Origin of the sequence: Pseudomonas sp. FDAARGOS_380 (assembly GCF_002591235.1) — a bacterium.
Taxonomy (GTDB): domain Bacteria; phylum Pseudomonadota; class Gammaproteobacteria; order Pseudomonadales; family Pseudomonadaceae; genus Aquipseudomonas; species Aquipseudomonas salmasensis.
The window spans coordinates 4,487,403-4,503,870 of record NZ_CP023969.1 but is presented as its reverse complement, the minus strand read 5'-3'; the positions used below and the strand labels follow the sequence as shown (position 1 = coordinate 4,503,870).

Annotated in this window: 19 protein-coding genes; 13 read left to right on the top strand and 6 right to left on the bottom strand. The window is 60.8% G+C overall.

The features are described 5' to 3' along the window. Positions 1 to 8 precede the first annotated feature (8 nt). The 8 genes from nuoI (at position 9) to CRN80_RS21190 (ending at position 7,183) form a co-directional block, all read left to right on the top strand. A complete protein-coding gene (nuoI, locus tag CRN80_RS21225; protein ID WP_003174725.1) occupies positions 9 to 557 on the top strand; it encodes an NADH-quinone oxidoreductase subunit NuoI in 549 nt (182 codons plus the stop codon). Positions 558 to 566: 9 nt separating this feature from the next. After that, positions 567 to 1,070 (top strand): NADH-quinone oxidoreductase subunit J, encoded by a 504-nt coding sequence (gene nuoJ / locus CRN80_RS21220; RefSeq protein WP_003174726.1) that lies wholly within the window; start codon positions 567 to 569, stop codon positions 1,068 to 1,070. A 2-nt stretch (positions 1,071 to 1,072) separates the two neighbouring features. After that, positions 1,073 to 1,381, top strand: coding sequence for an NADH-quinone oxidoreductase subunit NuoK (nuoK, locus tag CRN80_RS21215; RefSeq protein WP_003174727.1), 309 nt, complete (start codon positions 1,073 to 1,075; stop codon positions 1,379 to 1,381). Beyond that, positions 1,378 to 3,231: an NADH-quinone oxidoreductase subunit L gene (gene nuoL, locus CRN80_RS21210; RefSeq protein WP_044274602.1), complete on the top strand. Its 1,854-nt coding sequence runs from the start codon at positions 1,378 to 1,380 to the stop codon at positions 3,229 to 3,231. The genes nuoK and nuoL overlap by 4 nt, the downstream gene beginning before the upstream one ends. Before the next feature lie 55 nt (positions 3,232 to 3,286). Continuing rightward, positions 3,287 to 4,819, top strand: coding sequence for an NADH-quinone oxidoreductase subunit M (gene nuoM, locus CRN80_RS21205; protein ID WP_014718913.1), 1,533 nt, complete (start codon positions 3,287 to 3,289; stop codon positions 4,817 to 4,819). A gap of 7 nt (positions 4,820 to 4,826) precedes the next feature. Beyond that, complete coding sequence (nuoN, locus tag CRN80_RS21200) at positions 4,827 to 6,290, top strand: NADH-quinone oxidoreductase subunit NuoN (RefSeq protein ID WP_098950991.1); 1,464 nt, start codon at positions 4,827 to 4,829, stop codon at positions 6,288 to 6,290. Between the two features lie 238 nt (positions 6,291 to 6,528). Then, on the top strand, positions 6,529 to 6,879 hold the full coding sequence (locus tag CRN80_RS21195; RefSeq protein WP_003192123.1) for a toxin: 351 nt from the start codon (positions 6,529 to 6,531) through the stop codon (positions 6,877 to 6,879). Next, the gene (locus CRN80_RS21190) at positions 6,869 to 7,183 is read left to right on the top strand and encodes a DNA-binding transcriptional regulator (protein WP_032896658.1); all 315 of its coding nucleotides are present in this window, start codon (positions 6,869 to 6,871) and stop codon (positions 7,181 to 7,183) included. Before CRN80_RS21195 ends, CRN80_RS21190 begins: the two co-directional genes overlap by 11 nt. Positions 7,184 to 7,245: 62 nt before the next feature. Here the strand turns inward: CRN80_RS21190 and CRN80_RS21185 are convergent, their stop codons facing one another. Both CRN80_RS21185 and CRN80_RS21180 read right to left on the bottom strand, forming a co-directional pair. Beyond that, entirely contained in the window at positions 7,246 to 7,998 is a 753-nt protein-coding gene (locus CRN80_RS21185; protein WP_003192126.1) for an outer membrane beta-barrel protein, read from the bottom strand. Between the two features lie 125 nt (positions 7,999 to 8,123). Beyond that, the gene (locus CRN80_RS21180) at positions 8,124 to 8,957 is read right to left on the bottom strand and encodes an arylamine N-acetyltransferase (protein WP_098950989.1); all 834 of its coding nucleotides are present in this window, start codon (positions 8,955 to 8,957) and stop codon (positions 8,124 to 8,126) included. A 120-nt stretch (positions 8,958 to 9,077) separates the two neighbouring features. Here CRN80_RS21180 and CRN80_RS21175 point away from each other — a divergent pair, with 120 nt between their 5' ends. Further along, positions 9,078 to 9,314, top strand: coding sequence for a DUF6555 family protein (locus tag CRN80_RS21175; protein WP_003192128.1), 237 nt, complete (start codon positions 9,078 to 9,080; stop codon positions 9,312 to 9,314). Between the two features lie 30 nt (positions 9,315 to 9,344). Here CRN80_RS21175 and CRN80_RS21170 read toward each other — a convergent pair whose 3' ends face one another. Both CRN80_RS21170 and CRN80_RS21165 read right to left on the bottom strand, forming a co-directional pair. Then, positions 9,345 to 9,545 carry a DUF6021 family protein gene (locus tag CRN80_RS21170; RefSeq protein WP_078467858.1) on the bottom strand — a complete coding sequence of 67 codons (201 nt, stop codon included), beginning with the start codon at positions 9,543 to 9,545 and terminating at the stop codon, positions 9,345 to 9,347. A gap of 12 nt (positions 9,546 to 9,557) precedes the next feature. Beyond that, a complete protein-coding gene (locus tag CRN80_RS21165; RefSeq protein ID WP_003192131.1) occupies positions 9,558 to 9,737 on the bottom strand; it encodes a hypothetical protein in 180 nt (59 codons plus the stop codon). Positions 9,738 to 9,851: 114 nt separating this feature from the next. On the opposite strand from CRN80_RS21165, the gene CRN80_RS21160 reads away from it, so the two are divergent. Continuing rightward, the gene (locus CRN80_RS21160; RefSeq protein WP_098952665.1) at positions 9,852 to 10,373 is read left to right on the top strand and encodes a DUF3087 family protein; all 522 of its coding nucleotides are present in this window, start codon (positions 9,852 to 9,854) and stop codon (positions 10,371 to 10,373) included. On the opposite strand, the gene CRN80_RS21155 is transcribed toward CRN80_RS21160, so the two are convergent. Further along, positions 10,370 to 11,518 carry an MFS transporter gene (locus CRN80_RS21155; protein ID WP_098950987.1) on the bottom strand — a complete coding sequence of 383 codons (1,149 nt, stop codon included), beginning with the start codon at positions 11,516 to 11,518 and terminating at the stop codon, positions 10,370 to 10,372. The genes CRN80_RS21160 and CRN80_RS21155 overlap by 4 nt on opposite strands. A gap of 190 nt (positions 11,519 to 11,708) precedes the next feature. Between CRN80_RS21155 and CRN80_RS21150 the strand changes: the two genes are divergently transcribed. Continuing rightward, entirely contained in the window at positions 11,709 to 12,443 is a 735-nt protein-coding gene (locus CRN80_RS21150; RefSeq protein WP_098950985.1) for a carbonic anhydrase, read from the top strand. A gap of 121 nt (positions 12,444 to 12,564) precedes the next feature. On the opposite strand, the gene CRN80_RS21145 is transcribed toward CRN80_RS21150, so the two are convergent. Then, positions 12,565 to 13,443 carry a Dyp-type peroxidase gene (locus tag CRN80_RS21145; RefSeq protein ID WP_098950983.1) on the bottom strand — a complete coding sequence of 293 codons (879 nt, stop codon included), beginning with the start codon at positions 13,441 to 13,443 and terminating at the stop codon, positions 12,565 to 12,567. A gap of 138 nt (positions 13,444 to 13,581) precedes the next feature. On the opposite strand from CRN80_RS21145, the gene CRN80_RS21140 reads away from it, so the two are divergent. Both CRN80_RS21140 and CRN80_RS21135 read left to right on the top strand, forming a co-directional pair. Then, the gene (locus CRN80_RS21140) at positions 13,582 to 15,198 is read left to right on the top strand and encodes an NADP-dependent glyceraldehyde-3-phosphate dehydrogenase (protein ID WP_098950981.1); all 1,617 of its coding nucleotides are present in this window, start codon (positions 13,582 to 13,584) and stop codon (positions 15,196 to 15,198) included. Positions 15,199 to 15,361: 163 nt separating this feature from the next. Then, entirely contained in the window at positions 15,362 to 16,423 is a 1,062-nt protein-coding gene (locus CRN80_RS21135; RefSeq protein WP_098950979.1) for an FUSC family protein, read from the top strand. The last annotated feature ends 45 nt before the right edge of the window (positions 16,424 to 16,468 follow it).

Genomic DNA, 16,468 nt, shown 5'->3' with positions numbered 1-16,468 from the left:
TTTGACCCATGTTCAAATATATTGGCGACATCGTTAAGGGTACCGGTACCCAGTTGCGAAGCCTGGTGATGGTGTTCGGTCACGGCTTTCGCAAACGCGACACCCTGCAATACCCCGAAGAAGCGGTGTACCTGCCGCCGCGCTATCGCGGCCGCATCGTACTGACCCGCGACCCCGACGGCGAAGAGCGTTGCGTAGCCTGCAACCTGTGCGCCGTGGCGTGCCCGGTGGGTTGCATTTCCCTGCAGAAAGCTGAAACCGAAGACGGTCGCTGGTACCCGGACTTCTTCCGCATCAACTTCTCGCGCTGCATTTTCTGCGGCCTCTGCGAGGAAGCTTGCCCGACCACCGCGATCCAGCTCACCCCGGATTTCGAGATGGCCGAGTTCAAACGTCAGGACCTGGTGTACGAGAAAGAAGATCTGCTGATCTCTGGTCCCGGTAAAAACCCTGATTACAACTTCTATCGTGTTGCAGGTATGGCCGTTGCCGGTAAGCCAAAAGGCGCCGCACAAAACGAAGCCGAGCCGATCAACGTGAAGAGCTTGCTGCCTTAAGGAAGAAAGATGGAATTCGCTTTCTATTTCGCATCGGGTATTGCAGTGGTGTCCACGCTTCGCGTGATCACCAACACTAACCCCGTGCACGCCCTGCTCTACCTGATCATTTCGCTGATCGCCGTGGCCATGACCTTTTTCAGCCTCGGCGCACCGTTCGCCGGTGTGCTGGAAGTGATCGCCTACGCCGGCGCCATCATGGTGCTGTTCGTGTTTGTGGTGATGATGCTCAACCTGGGGCCGGCTTCGGTCGCCCAGGAACGCGTCTGGCTCAAGCCCGGCATCTGGCTCGGCCCGGTTGTGCTCGCAGCCTTGCTGCTGGGTGAACTGCTGTATGTGCTGTTCGCTCACCAGAGCGGCCAGGCCATCGGCCACACCACCGTAGACGCGAAAGCCGTAGGCATCAGCCTGTTCGGTCCGTACCTGCTGGTGGTCGAACTGGCTTCGATGCTGCTGCTCGCCGCAGCCATCACGGCCTTCCACTTGGGCCGCAACGAAGCCAAGGAGCAATGACGATGCCTGCTATCCCTTTGGAGCATGGTCTGGCGGTCGCCGGCATCCTGTTCTGCCTTGGCCTGGTCGGCCTGATGGTTCGCCGTAACATTCTGTTCGTGTTGATGAGCCTGGAAATCATGATGAACGCCGCAGCACTGGCGTTCATCGTGGCAGGCGCACGTTGGGGCCAGCCGGATGGGCAAGTGATGTTCATCCTGGTGATCAGCCTGGCAGCCGCCGAAGCCAGTATTGGCCTGGCGATCCTGCTGCAGCTGTATCGTCGCTTCCACACGCTTGATATCGACGCTGCCAGTGAGATGCGCGGATGAACATGATCTTTCTGACTTTCGTATTCCCCCTGATCGGTTTCCTGCTGCTGTCGTTCTCTCGCGGGCGCTGGTCGGAAAACCTCTCGGCCTTGATCGGCGTGGGCTCCATCGGCCTGTCGGCCATCGTGGCCGCCTACGTCATCTGGCAATTCAACGTGGCACCGCCTGAAGGCGGTCACTACACCCTGGTGCTGTGGCAGTGGATGGCGGTTGAGGGCTTCAAGCCCAACTTCGCCCTCTACATTGATGGCCTGTCGATCACCATGCTCGGCGTGGTGGTGGGTGTGGGCTTCCTGATCCACCTGTTCGCGTCCTGGTACATGCGCGGTGAAGCGGGCTACTCGCGCTTCTTCTCGTACACCAACCTGTTTATCGCCAGCATGCTGTTCCTGGTGCTGGGCGATAACCTGTTGTTCCTGTACTTCGGCTGGGAAGGCGTGGGCCTGTGCTCCTACCTGTTGATCGGTTTCTACTACAGCAACCGCAACAACGGTAACGCGGCACTCAAGGCATTTATCGTCACCCGCATCGGCGACGTGTTCATGGCAATCGGCCTGTTCATCCTGTTCCAACAGGTGGGCACGCTGAACATCCAGGAACTGCTGGTGCTGGCTCCGCAGAAATTCCAGGTCGGCGACTTCTGGATCACCCTGGCGACCCTGATGCTGCTGGGCGGCGCCGTGGGTAAATCCGCGCAACTGCCGCTGCAAACCTGGCTGGCGGATGCGATGGCCGGCCCTACGCCGGTATCGGCACTGATCCACGCTGCAACCATGGTAACCGCCGGTGTCTACCTGATCGCCCGTACCCACGGCCTGTTCACCCTGGCGCCGGACATCCTGCACCTGGTGGGCATCGTCGGCGGCGTGACCCTGGTACTGGCCGGCTTCGCCGCGCTGGTGCAGACCGACATCAAGCGTATCCTCGCCTACTCGACCATGAGCCAGATCGGCTACATGTTCCTGGCCCTGGGCGTTGGCGCCTGGGACGCGGCGATCTTCCACCTGATGACCCACGCGTTCTTCAAGGCCCTGCTGTTCCTCGCCTCCGGTGCGGTGATCGTGGCCTGCCACCACGAGCAGAACATCTTCAAGATGGGCGGCCTGTGGAAGAAACTGCCACTGGCCTACGCCAGCTTCATCGTCGGTGGTGCCGCACTGGCCGCCCTGCCGCTGGTGACCGCCGGCTTCTACTCCAAGGACGAGATCCTCTGGGAAGCTTTCGCCAGCGGTAACCAGAACCTGCTGTACGCAGGCCTGGTGGGTGCGTTCATGACCTCGCTGTACACCTTCCGCCTGATCTTCATCACCTTCCACGGTGAAGCCAAGACCGAAGCGCACGCAGGCCACGGCATCTCCCACTGGTTGCCACTGTCGGTGCTGATCGTACTGTCGACCTTCGTCGGCGCGATGATCACCCCGCCGCTGCACGGCGTGTTGCCACAAAGCGTCGGCCATGCCGGTGGCGAAGCCCAGCACAGCCTGGAAATCGCCTCGGGCGCCATCGCCATCGCCGGTATCCTGCTGGCGGCCCTGCTGTTCCTCGGCAAGCGTCGCTTCGTGACCGCCGTGGCCAACAGTGGCATTGGTCGCTTCCTGTCGGCCTGGTGGTTCGCTGCCTGGGGCTTCGATTGGATCTACGACAAACTGTTCGTCAAACCTTACCTTGCGATCAGCCACGTGCTGCGCAAAGACCCGCTCGACCAGACCATCGGTTTGATCCCGCGTGCCGCCAAGGCCGGTCACACCGCCCTGAGCCGCAGCGAGACCGGCCAATTGCGTTGGTATGCAGCGTCCATGGCGGCGGGTGCCGTTCTGGTGATCGGCGCCATCGTCGTGGTAGCGGTCTGACTATGTTTAAGTGCACTGCGTACTTTGCGAACTTGCGAAAGGAAACGAGCCCGTCATGATTCTGCCCTGGCTAATCCTGATCCCCTTTATCGGCGGCCTGCTCTGCTGGATGGGTGAACGCTTCGGCGCCACCCTCCCCCGCTGGATTGCGTTGCTGACCATGTCCCTGGAACTCGCGCTCGGCCTCTGGCTGTGGGCCCATGGTGACTATTCATTCGCTCCGGCACCGGGTGTCGACCCCACCTTCGCGCTTGAATTCAAGCACGTGTGGATCCAGCGCTTCGGCATCAACGTGCACCTGGCCCTCGACGGCCTGTCGCTGTTGATGATCCTGCTGACCGGTCTGCTGGGTATCCTCTCGGTACTCTGCTCCTGGAAAGAGATCCAGCGTCACGTGGGCTTCTTCCACCTGAACCTGATGTGGATCCTGGGCGGTGTTGTCGGCGTGTTCCTCGCCCTTGACCTGTTCATGTTCTTCTTCTTCTGGGAAATGATGCTGGTGCCGATGTACTTCCTCATCGCGCTCTGGGGTCACAGTTCTTCGGACGGCAAGAAAACCCGGATCTACGCGGCGACCAAGTTCTTCATCTTCACCCAGGCTTCCGGCCTGATCATGTTGGTGGCGATCCTGGGCCTGGTACTGGTCAACTTCAACAACACCGGCGTGATTACCTTCAACTACGCCGACCTGTTGAAAACCAAGATGTCGCTGACCACCGAGTACGTGCTGATGCTGGGCTTCTTCATCGCCTTCGCGGTGAAGCTGCCGGTGGTGCCGTTCCACTCCTGGTTGCCTGACGCCCACGCCCAGGCGCCGACTGCCGGCTCCGTGGACCTGGCCGGTATCCTGTTGAAGACCGCTGCCTACGGCCTGCTGCGTTTCGCCCTGCCGCTGTTCCCGAATGCTTCGGCCGAATTCGCGCCGATCGCCATGACCCTGGGTCTGATCGGGATCTTCTACGGTGCGTTCCTGGCCTTCGCGCAAACCGACATCAAGCGTCTGATTGCCTTCTCGTCCGTTTCCCACATGGGTTTCGTACTGATCGGCATCTACTCCGGCAGCCAACTGGCGCTGCAGGGCGCAGTGATCCAGATGTTGGCACACGGTGTTTCGGCCGCTGCCCTCTTTATCCTGAGTGGTCAGTTGTACGAGCGTCTGCATACCCGTGACATGCGTGAAATGGGTGGCGTGTGGTCGCGCATCGCTTACCTGCCGGCTATCAGCCTGTTCTTCGCCGCCGCGTCGCTGGGCTTGCCGGGTACCGGTAACTTCATCGGCGAATTCCTGATCCTGATGGGGGCCTTTGTGCAGACGCCGTGGATCAGCGCCATCGCCACGTCCGGCCTGGTGTTCGGTTCGGTCTACTCGCTGATCATGATCCACCGTGCCTATTTCGGCCCGGCCAAGTCCGACACCGTCCTGCAAGGGATGGATGCGCGCGAACTGATCATGGTGCTCGGCCTTGCGGTATTGCTGATCTTCATCGGCGTGTACCCGCAACCGTTCCTGGACACTTCTGCCGCAACGATGCATGGCGTGCAGCAGTGGTTCGGCACCGCCTTCTCCCAACTCGCTTCGGCCCGGTAAGAGCGCTATGGAATTCACGATCCAACACTTTATCGCGCTTGCGCCGCTGCTGATTACCAGCCTCACCATCGTGGTGGTGATGCTGGCGATCGCCTGGCGCCGCAATCACTCGCAAACGTTCCTGCTGTCCTGCGCCGGGTTGAACCTGGCCCTGCTGTCGATCATCCCGGCCCTCAAGGTCGCGCCACTGGCGGTCACGCCATTGATGATGGTCGATGACTTCGCGTTGCTGTACATCGCCCTGATCCTGGTGGCGACCCTGGCCTGCGTCACCCTCGCCCACGCCTACCTCGGCGAAGGCGGCACCGGCTACCCGGGCAACAAGGAAGAGCTGTACCTGCTGATCCTGCTGGCTGCGGCCGGCGGTATCGTGCTGGTCAGCGCGCAGCACCTGGCGGGCCTGTTCATCGGCCTGGAACTGCTGTCGATCCCGACCTACGGCCTGGTGGCCTACGCCTTCTTCAACAAGCGCTCCCTGGAAGCCGGCATCAAGTACATGGTGCTGTCGGCCGCCGGTTCCGCGTTCCTGTTGTTTGGTATGGCCCTGCTCTACGCCGAAGCCGGCAGCCTGAGCTTCACCGGTATCGGCCACGCCCTGGCCGCCACCAACAGCCCAGCGCCGATTGCCCAACTGGGCCTGGCGATGATGCTGATCGGCCTGGCGTTCAAGCTGTCGCTGGTGCCGTTCCACCTGTGGACTCCGGACGTGTACGAAGGCGCTCCAGCGCCGGTGGCCGCGTTCCTGGCCACGGCGTCCAAGGTGGCCGTGTTTGCGGTGATGGTGCGTCTGTTCCAAATCTCCCCCGCCGCCAACACCGGCGTGCTGAGCAACGTACTGACCGTGATCGCCATTGCGTCGATCCTGTTCGGTAACCTGCTGGCCCTGACCCAGAACAACCTCAAGCGTCTGCTGGGTTATTCGTCCATCGCCCACTTCGGCTACCTGCTGATCGCCCTGGTGGCGAGCAAAGGCCTGGCCGTGGAAGCCATTGGCGTGTACCTGGTCACCTACGTGATCACCAGCCTGGGTGCGTTCGGCGTCATCACCTTGATGTCGTCGCCGTACAAAGGCCGTGACGCCGACGCCCTGTACGAATACCGCGGCCTGTTCTGGCGCCGTCCGTACCTGACCGCCGTACTCACCGTGATGATGCTGTCCCTGGCCGGTATTCCGCTGACCGCGGGCTTTATCGGCAAGTTCTACATCGTCGCTACCGGTGTTGAGGCCCACGAATGGTGGCTGGTAGCCTCGCTGGTACTGGGCAGCGCCATCGGCGTGTTCTACTACCTGCGCGTGATGGTGACCCTGTACCTGATCGAGCCAAACCTGCGCCGTGTGGATGCCGAGCTGCACTGGGAACAGAAAGCCGGTGGCGTGATGCTGCTGGCTATCGCCCTGCTCGCCTTCTTCCTGGGCGTGTACCCACAACCGTTGCTCACCCTGGTGCAGCACGCGATGCTGGGCGTTTGATCGCTTAGGTTGATGAAGTAAACAGAACGGCGCCTTTGGGCGCCGTTTTGCGTTTCAGTAGCCTGGCTTTTTCCCTTCCCTAGTCGCTGAAATTTCCTCTTCAATCTGCCTCCTCATCCGGCATCTTCCCCGCTGGATGCGGCCTTAAGGTGTTTGCGTTTTAAGAAAGTTCCCACAGCTTGGGCGCTTGACCCATAGCAAGTGGGCCACCAAACTATACGCAGGCTACGTACAGAACATGGATGCTCTATTTATCGAACTGCCGGCATTCGAACGGCATCGCAGGGACTATCTGAGCGATGAGCTTTTTCACGGTTTTCAGCAGGAGTTGATGAAAAACCCAGAAGCGGGAGACGTGATCGAAGGAACGGGCGGGTTGAGAAAGGTTCGCTTCGTCGATGAGCGACGAAACAAAGGCAAGCGCGGTGGCCTGCGGGTCATTTACTACTGGTGGTCAGGCGGTACGCAATTCTGGTTATTCACTTTGTACGGCAAACACGAACAGAACGACCTGACACCCCAACACAAGAAAGCCCTTAAACACATGCTAGACAGGGAAATCAAAGCGAGAACACACCATGAAACGTGAAATCTTTTCCGAACTGGTCGAAGGCTTCGACGCCCTGGCCGATGAACGCCAGGGCAAAATCACCCTGCGCACCCACAAAGCGCACCTCAACAAGCTGGCGCCACTGCGCGCTGAGGAGGTAATCGCCGTACGCCAGCAACTCAACCTGTCCCGCTCGGTATTCGCTATGTACCTGCGCACCAACACCCGCACCTTGGAGAACTGGGAGCAAGGCCGGGCCAAGCCGAATGCGCAGGCTGTCACTTTGATACGACTGGTGGCGCGCTTTCCGGAAACCGTGGCGCAACTTGCCGCATTGGGCTGACCGGCAATAGCCGCAAAAAAAACGCCCCGAGCATTCGGGGCGTTTTTACAGCGTAAACAGCGTTAGAACGCGATACCCACCTTGAAACCATACTCATCACGCTTGAGCTTGGTGTTGTCGGCCACATAGGAATCGTTATCGAGCTTGTACTCGGTGCGGGTGTAGTACAGGCCCGCCATCACTGGCAGGTCGCCCTTCTGGTTCATCAGCAGGCTGACTTCGGCGTAAGGGTTGGTGCGGTCCTTGAGGTCGACGGTGTCGCTGCCAACACCGTCTACCTTGAGCTTGGCGCGGCCGTCGATGGTGTGACGGGCGCCGGCTTCAACGCGCAGGGTCATGTCATCGAACTGGTGGTTGTAGCCCAAAGCGGCCTTGGCAAACGGCGACTTGTTGGTGAGCTTCATGTCGTAGCCATTGGTGTCCGGCTCGTAGCGGGTCCAGCTGTAGCCGCCACCCACGATCACGTCGACAAAATTGCGCGCATCCAGCGCGGCACGCCAGCCGAGGTCGAGGTCGGCCTGCCCTTCCTTGAGTTTGTTATCGCTTTTTTCGCCGTACTTGGCTTCGATACCGGCCTGGTAGATAAAGCCCGACTCGGCAGTGAGCTTGTTGCCGAAGTTGTAGAACAGGCCGGCTTCGGGCATGTGGTCTTTGTCGCTTTCGCTACCGCCTTCAAGTTTGAAGTCGTTGTAGCTGCCCATGATCCCGAACGTGGAAATCGGGTCAGTGGAAGGTGCTGCGAACACCACGCCAGGCGCAGCCACCAGGGCCAGCAACGAGGTGTTCTTGAGGAATTTTCCGAATAGTTTGGACATCGTTTTACATCTCCATTTTAAGGTGGGCAAAGTATTCAGGAATCGGTTCGAACCCTGGCGTTTGCGAAAAGTTCGAACGGATTTGCACCAAAATGGAGAAAAAACGGTTCAGCGAAGGCTCTATCTCAAGACTCTTCAGGATTCATGCGAATCAGGTGTTCAACGGCTTCGCGAAGTTGAGGCTGCTCCGGCAGCCGAATGCCGAAGGTGTCGCGCAACAGTCCCAGTAACTCATCGGTACTCTTGAGCGTGCGCTTTTCGCTGGGTCGATCCAGATAATGAAGGGCATAGCGGGCGTTGGCCAAGGTATGACGTTTACCGGGCGCAAGCAGCGCGGCTTTCAACTGCCCTACGAACGGTGAGCCAGGGTGCGTGGAGACGTACCAGTTGCCGATTTCATAGTCGATGTCGGCCTGGGTTTGCAGGTCGAACACGTACAGGCCGCGCCACTCCTCGCCCACCTGGGCCCATAGCGTGTAGCTGCCTTGATTGAGCGTCAGTCGATAAGGCTCATGAGCGGTGGCCTGGGGCGCTTCGGTGTCCAGTTGCAACGGACTGCTGGGCACCATGCCGCCAAAACCGACATCGGTGATATAGCGCACACCGTCGAGGGTCACCAGGCTCAAGCGATGGGTTCGCCCAGTGTGGGCGTCCGGTGGGCCGCCGATCACAACGCGCCCGGTGATGCCACGGGCATCAAAGCCCAGTTCCAGCAACAGGGCCAGGAACAGCTGGTTCAACTCGTAGCAATAGCCGCCACGCCCCTCATGCAGCACCTTACGCTCGACGCTGGGCAGGTCGATCGGCACCGGTGCATGCATCAGGGTCGACAGGCTTTCAAAGGCGAAGGTGCACACATGGCGCAGTTGCAGGTCCCGCAGGGTTTGCAGGGTGGGCGGCGGTGGCGAGGCATAGCCCAGGCGTTGCAGGTACAGGCGGCTATTGGCGAGTGTGTGCATGGCGCGATCCTTGGGCGCAGGGCGAGAGCGTCACTATGCCGCGCCTCTGTGTGCGTTGTCATTTTGAATGAACCTTTTGGAGCGCCAGCCTATCCATCTATAACAAGATTGGGAGGCAACATGAGTACCGCAAAAATCTACACCGTCCACTATCAGCTACACGGTAAACCCAAGTCTTTCGTGGTGCGCGCCGAAGTGATGAACAACGCCGAGGCCTGGCATTGGGCGGCCGTCGATGCCGACATTGCCCATGTCAGCCGCATCGGCCGCGTGGGTCACGAGCAGGTGAAAAAGACCACCCGGCCCTGGGCGGAAAAATACGGCATCAGCGACGTCAGCTGGTCCCCGCCCAGATAAACAAAGCCCCGCACATAGGCGGGGCTCGGTTCACTGCTTCAAGTCGCCCAACGGATCGTAGGGCGGCTTTTTTTTCGCGGTCTCGTCGTCCTTTTTGTCCAGCGGCGCAATAGCCGGGCCGATCGGATCGACCTGCGGGTCGGCCACGTCCGGCGAGTCCGGGTCGAAGCCCAGTTCATCCTTGCCACTGGCATGTTCGTTGGAATGGGGGCCATCGGTACGCTTGTTCATCAGGTTCTCCTGTTAAAGCGGGCGGGCTTTGTCGTGGAGGTTTTCCAGGTCTTCTTCGGCGCGCTGCACATCGTCGTCCGGGCCTCGTTCTTTCGGATCATTGGGGCGCAACGCATCGTTGTCGCGCTCCTCTTCACCGGGGGTGCGATGCGGGTCGGGTGTACCAGGCGGTGGCTGTTTATAGTCGGGCATGACGGCTGACCTCATGAAGGGTTCACCGTTTTAGAGAAATCGCCCGCAGCCATCGTTCAACTTCATTGCGCCAAGCATGAGAAGATGAGCGCCCTTTCTGAAGACCTGCCCCGGATGTTCGAGCTCAAACCCTGCGACCCCGCCACCTATCGCCAACAGACCCGTCGCAGCACACTGGTCATTGCCGTGCTGTTCCTGGCCTTGGCCATGCTGTTATCGAGCCTGGCAGTGATGCTGTTCGGTGAGCCTGGCGGTGATAATTTTCGCTTCAACGTCGGCGGCGTCTTTGCCGGCGTGTTGATCACCGTCGCGCTGGTACGTGGCCCGTTCTGGACCCAACCCTGGATGGCGTCGGCGGTGTATGGCTGGCAGCTCAAGCGCAGCCTGATGAGCGTGACCAATGTGATGCACAAGGTTAGCGAGCGGGTACAGGCCAACGACCCGTCAGCCATCAAGCTGTTGCGTTTCTATCATCTGGGACTGACACAGATGCACGAACTGGACGCCAACTCCAGCGCCCAGGCGCAACTGGCGGGCGAGATCGAGGCCCACAAGGCGAAGATGCAGGCGCTGGGCATCGATATTGCGCAAACCCGGCTGGACCCGGCCTGGCTGGACAGCCTGAAGAGCGCTTAACGCCTCAGGGACACGTCAGTGGGCAATTTGGCCCGCCAGCAAAACACTGCGCTCACGGCAATCGCCGCACCCGCCAGGCCAAACACCCAGGGCGCCGAGGCCACAGGCAGCAACAGGCCCGCCAGCAGCGGCCCGAGGCCGGCGCCGATATCGCGCCATACGGCGTTGGACGCCAAGGCAGACACGCGCAGGATGCCGGGGTTTCGCTCGGCCACCAGGGTGGTCACCAAGGGCAATTGCAGGGCACGCAGCACCAACACTGCTGCGGCGCCGACGATCACCCAATGGCTGCCGAACGCAGCCAGGGCCAGGGCGCTCAGGAACGAAAACAACAACAGCATCGACGTGGCGCCAAACCGCTGGGCCGCACGCCCGCCCAAGGGGCTCAGGAGCAATTCCGACAGGTAGCGCAGGCCCATCAAGCCCCCGGCGATCAGCACCGCATCCCCGCCCATGATCTTCTGCGCCTGGATCGACAGGCCAAAGATGAACAAGCCATCCAGGGCGACACCTTCGATAAACGACCACAGTGCCACACTGTCCGGCCACTTGAAGCGGCGCCCCGGCGTGCTGTGCAAGTCATGACCGGCGGTGGGTAAGCCCCGGGCGATCCATACCCCCACCAGACAGCAGGCGGCGAGAATCAGGAAGATCGGGCGCGGCCCGGCCCATAACGTCAGCAACCCGCCCAAAGGCAGGGCCAGCATCGGCCCAAAGGCGATTAATGCTCGTGAGCGCCCCGCCCTTCGCGCCGCCCCTTCAGGTTCAGATGTCGCCAGTACCTGGGTCGACAGGTTCAACGCGGCAAAACACAGGCCCCACACCAGTCGCAAGCCCAGCAGCGCAGCGAAGCCCGACAGCACCGAGTTACCCAGTGCGCACAGCGCTGCCGCGCTGGCGGCGAGCGTGCAGGTCAGGCGGTCGCCGTTGCGTGCATAAAAATTCAGTACATGCCGGTAACCGAAGATGCGTACCAGACGGTTAGCCGCCAACAATACGCCGGCCTGGGCCAGCGTGATGCCGAACGCCTCGGACTCCATTGGCAGCAGCAGGTACAGCAACACATCACTGGGCAGGCAAAACCCGAGGGTCAGTGCCGCGCGGCGCGAGGTGGTATTGGCGGTGCGTTGGGCAAGGCTGGACATAAAACTGAAACATTCAGAAATATTCAGGCCGCCACACTAGCCTTCCCCAGGCCTGTTTTACAAGGACTGAGTCTTGTGTTGATCGGGCTCTGCGTCCACGGGGCAAGCCAAAAAAACGGATATTCCTTACATCTCTTTCGGTACGTGGTTCGCACCCTAGTGCTCTCAAACCCGCCTGAGAACCTTGCCCATGTGCGACCGCCCAACTCACCTCAAAGACCGTCGAAACTTCCTGCGCCTGGCTGCCGTCAGTACAGGCGCAACGCTACTGGCCGGGGCGCTGCCCTCACTCGCGTACGCAACACCAGCGCCGACAGAGCGCCCCAAGCCCGCCAACGACCTCAGCCCACAGCTTGCCTTGCAGCGGTTGATGGAGGGCAACCAACGCTATACCAACGACGTAACCAGCCGTCACGACTTCATGCGCGAACGCAAAGTGTTGGTGAACGGGCAAAATCCGTTCGTCGCGGTATTGAGCTGCGCCGATTCGCGGATCGCCCCTGAGTACACGTTCGACACTGCCCTTGGCGACCTCTTCGCGGTACGGGTCGCGGGCAATTTCGTCACCGATAACGGGCTTGCCAGCCTCGAATACGCGGTAGCGGTATTGGGCACGCCGCTGATCATGGTATTGGGGCACGACATGTGTGGCGCCGTCGCGGCGGGGGTCAAGGCCGTCAAGGATAACGCCCGCTTCCCGGGCAAGATCCAGGGCTTGGCCGATACTTTCAAACCCTCGGTGAACAAGGTATTGAAAGCGCCAGGCGACCTGCTTGAAAACGCCATTGCACAAAATGTCACCGACACCATGGCGCGGCTCATGGCTGAATCAAGCTTGTTGGCCGATGCGGTCGCGGCGGGAAAACTGCTGATAGTGGGCGGCGTGTACAAGCTGCACAGCGGCAAGGTGAAAATGCTCGGTTAAGCTTTCTGTAGGAGCGAGCTTGCTCGCGAAAAACGCGAAGGCGCCGCGTTGATTCTGGCGGCGCGCGTTATCGTTGACGCTTTTCGCGAGCAAGCTCGCTCCTACAGGGGGCAATGATCGCTCAAGGCAAGCGGCGCGTCTCAAAAACCACGTCCAGGTCCAGGCGCCCGTCCTTCAGCGGCGGGCACCAGTAATAGCCCCCCGTCAACGGCTTGCTGATGCGATACAGGCCATCGACAATCCCATCTTCCAACCCACTCATGCGTCGCAACTGCGCTTCGAACGCATCGAATGAATGACCAAACGCGAGGAACATCAACCCCGCCTGGCCATTTTCGGCCCAGGGCATGGAGCGGCGCACTACGAAGGCTTCCGGCGTGAAGCTTTCCTGGGCGGTGCGCTTGGTATGGGCCGACTCGGGGGCGTCGTCGAGCTCTTCGTTATCGCCATGGCGGCGGCCAATGATGTGATCACGCTCCTGGGCAGGCAACGCGGCGAACCCGTCAAGGTAGTGCTGCCATTGCTGGATAGCAGCGAAGCTGGCGCCGCTGTCGGTCAGCGCGGCTTCCACGGCGGCATCGTCGTGGGGGTTTTCGGTGCCGTCTTCGTAGTCGGTCAGGTCAAAACCGGTCTTGTAGCGGAAGCCTTCAGTCGACTGCACCAGGCGAAACGCCGGGGCCAGGGCTTTTTCCACGGCCCGGCTGCGCAGCAGCAACTCACCGCGATCCACCCCATGCAGCCATACCCACAGCGCCTGTTGAGTCGACGGGTTGTGAGCGCCAGGGCCGCTGACGGCCGGGAATGAGCGCAGCCCTGGGATCTCGGCGCCCAGTGCCTTGACCAGCGGCTCACCGAACCCCACCACAGCCGCCGCTTCCGTCAACTGCACCAGTGCGTCCAGCGCAGCGGGCAAGGCTTGCAACGAATCGAGGGCGAAAAACAGATGGCGGGCCTGCAAAGGCACCGGTGCGGCAAGAATGCCCGGCTGGTACTGACTCATGTGAACTCCTTCTGAAAAGCCGCGCAGTTTACCCGGCGTACACCGCGCTGCGAACAAGAATGCGCGCAAGCCTTGCGTTAGAGCCGCTTGTTGGGTGACTCTCTAGTCATGTTTTGCAACTATTCCAGGGGTAGCGACATGACCACCAGCAACCTGCTCGCCCAGCTGTTTCCCACCTCCACCGCGCAGATTCCCGAGCAATTTCGCCTGGCGGCGCCCATTGAGCAACGTGAATACCTGGTCGATGGCCAGTTACAGGTGTGGAACGGCTCGCTTGCCCGCGTGCAAAGCCCGGTGCAACTAGGTGAGGAGCGCGTGCACATCGGCAGCACGCCGCTGCTGGATGCCGACACCGCCCTCACCGCTTTGGATGCTGCCGTGCGCGCCTACGACCGTGGCCAAGGTGCATGGCCGACGATGCGCGTGGTAGAGCGTATCCAGCACGTCGAGGCGTTCCTGCGGCGCATGCGCGAACAGCGCGATGCGGTGGTCAAGCTGCTGATGTGGGAGATCGGCAAAAACCTCAAAGACTCGCAGAAAGAATTCGACCGCACCTGCGACTACATCACCGACACCATCAATGCCCTCAAGGAACTCGACCGCCGCAGCAGCCGCTTTGAACTGGAGCAGGACACCCTCGGCCAGATCCGCCGCGTGCCCCTGGGCGTGGCGTTGTGCATGGGGCCTTACAACTACCCGTTGAACGAGACCTTCACCACGCTGATCCCGGCGCTGATCATGGGCAATACCGTGGTGTTCAAGCCGGCCAAGCTGGGTGTGCTGTTGATCCGCCCCTTGCTGGAAGCCTTCCGCGACAGCTTCCCGGCCGGGGTGATCAACGTGATCTACGGCAGCGGCCGCGAGACCGTGAGCGCGCTGATGGCCAGCGGCAAGATCGACATCTTTGCGTTTATCGGCACCAACAAGGCCGCCAGTGATTTGAAAAAGCTGCACCCCAAGCCGCACCGTTTGCGCGCTGCGCTGGGGCTGGATGCCAAAAACCCGGGGATCGTACTGCCCGAAGTGGACCTGGACAACGCGGTGAACGAAGCCGTCACCGGCTCGCTGTCGTTCAACGGCCAGCGTTGCACCGCGTTGAAGATCCTGTTCGTGCATGAAGACGTGGTCGACCGCTTTATCGAGAAATTCAACGCCAAGCTGGCGACGCTCAAGCCCGGCATGCCCTGGGAGGATGGCGTGGCGCTGACGCCACTGCCGGAAGTGGGCAAGGTCGATTACCTCAACGAACTGGTGGCCGACGCGGCGCGCCATGGCGCCAAAGTGATGAATGCCGAAGGCGGCAGCAGCCGGGGTTCGTTCTTCTACCCGGCGGTGCTGTACCCGGTGAACCCACAGATGCGCGTCTACCACGAAGAGCAATTCGGCCCGGTGGTGCCGATCGTGCCCTACCGTGACCTGGAAACCGTGATCGACTACGTGCTGGACTCGGATTTCGGCCAGCAGTTGAGCCTCTTTGGCACCGACCCCGTGGAAGTCGGGCGCCTGGTAGACACCTTCGCCAACCAGGTGGGCCGCATCAACATCAATGCCCAATGCCAGCGTGGGCCGGATACCTTCCCGTTCAATGGGCGCAAGAACTCGGCCGAGGGCACGTTGTCGGTACATGACGCCTTACGCGTGTTCTCGATCCGCACCTTGGTGGCGACCAAGTTCCAGGAGAGTAACAAGGCGTTGGTCAGCGACATTTTGCGCAACCGCGATTCGAGTTTCCTGACTACCGACTACATCTTCTAAAATCAATCCCGTTCCAATGTGCAGACAGGTCAGTGTGGGAGCTGGCTTGCCTGCGATGCCGGCACCTCGGTCTTTCAGTCAGGTCGCGGTGATGCAATCGCAGGCAAGCCAGCTCCCACATTTGATCGCGCGCACTCAGATAATCGAGGCCACTTTACTGCTGATGAACCTGCCCTTCTTTGCCCGGCGCCTGCTGCGCCCCTTGCTCGACCCCTACCGCCGCTTTCGCCATGCCAAGCTGATCCACGCCGCGCGCGTATCAGTGGGTTTGCTGGCAACCATCCTGCTGACCACCGGCCTCAACCTGCCCCACGGTGAATGGGCCTCGGTGACCATGCTGATCGTCATCGGCGGGTTGCAGCACCACGGCAATATTGGCAAGAAAGCCGTCGAGCGCGCCTACGGCACCTTGATCGGCGCCAGCGTCGGCTTGCTGCTGGTGGTGCAACAGGCGTACTTCGGCCTGCCGTTGCTCACCTACCTGTTGATGTCAGTGGTATGTGGGTTCTTTTCCTATCACGCCATCGGCAAGGGCGGTTACATCGCGCTGCTGTCGGCGATCACCGTATTTATCGTCGCCGGCCACGGCGACAACCCGATCTCCGATGGCCTGTGGCGCACCGTCGACATCCTGATCGGCATCGTGCTGGCCCTGGCGTTTTCCTTTGCCTTGCCGTTGTACGCCGTGTACTCGTGGCGCTACAACCTGGCCAGCGCCCTGCGAGATTGCGCGCAGATTTATAGCCGGATCATCAATGGGCAATCGGTAACCGACGATGAACACCTCAAGCTGCTCAACCGCTTGAACGGGGCAATGGTGCAGCTGCGTTCGCTGATGCCTTCGGTGTCCAAGGAAGTGCGGATTTCCATGACTGAACTGGACGCGATCCAGCGTCACTTACGTATGTGCATCAGCACTCTGGAGATTCTGGGCAATACCCGGCCGGACCCGCGCGATGAGCAAGCCACGGCAAGGATGCGGGTGATGTTGAAGGCCGAGCATCGGCAGATTCGGGTGCAGTTGGTGGGGATGGCTCGAGCGTTGAAGTCGGGGGTGACGGAGCGGTTGGAGCGTAGCGGACACACCACTGCCCGTGAGTCCACGCTGGGTGAACCGGTTTACAGCGCTCTGGATGGGTATCGATTATTGACAGTGCAGTTGGCGCAGAATGTGGAGGGAATGCGCGAGCGGCTTGCGACGACCTCAGCAGGCTGGCGCATCTGAAGCTAACGCAACTCAGTGAATAAGTACGGGAGAGCTTCATCGTGA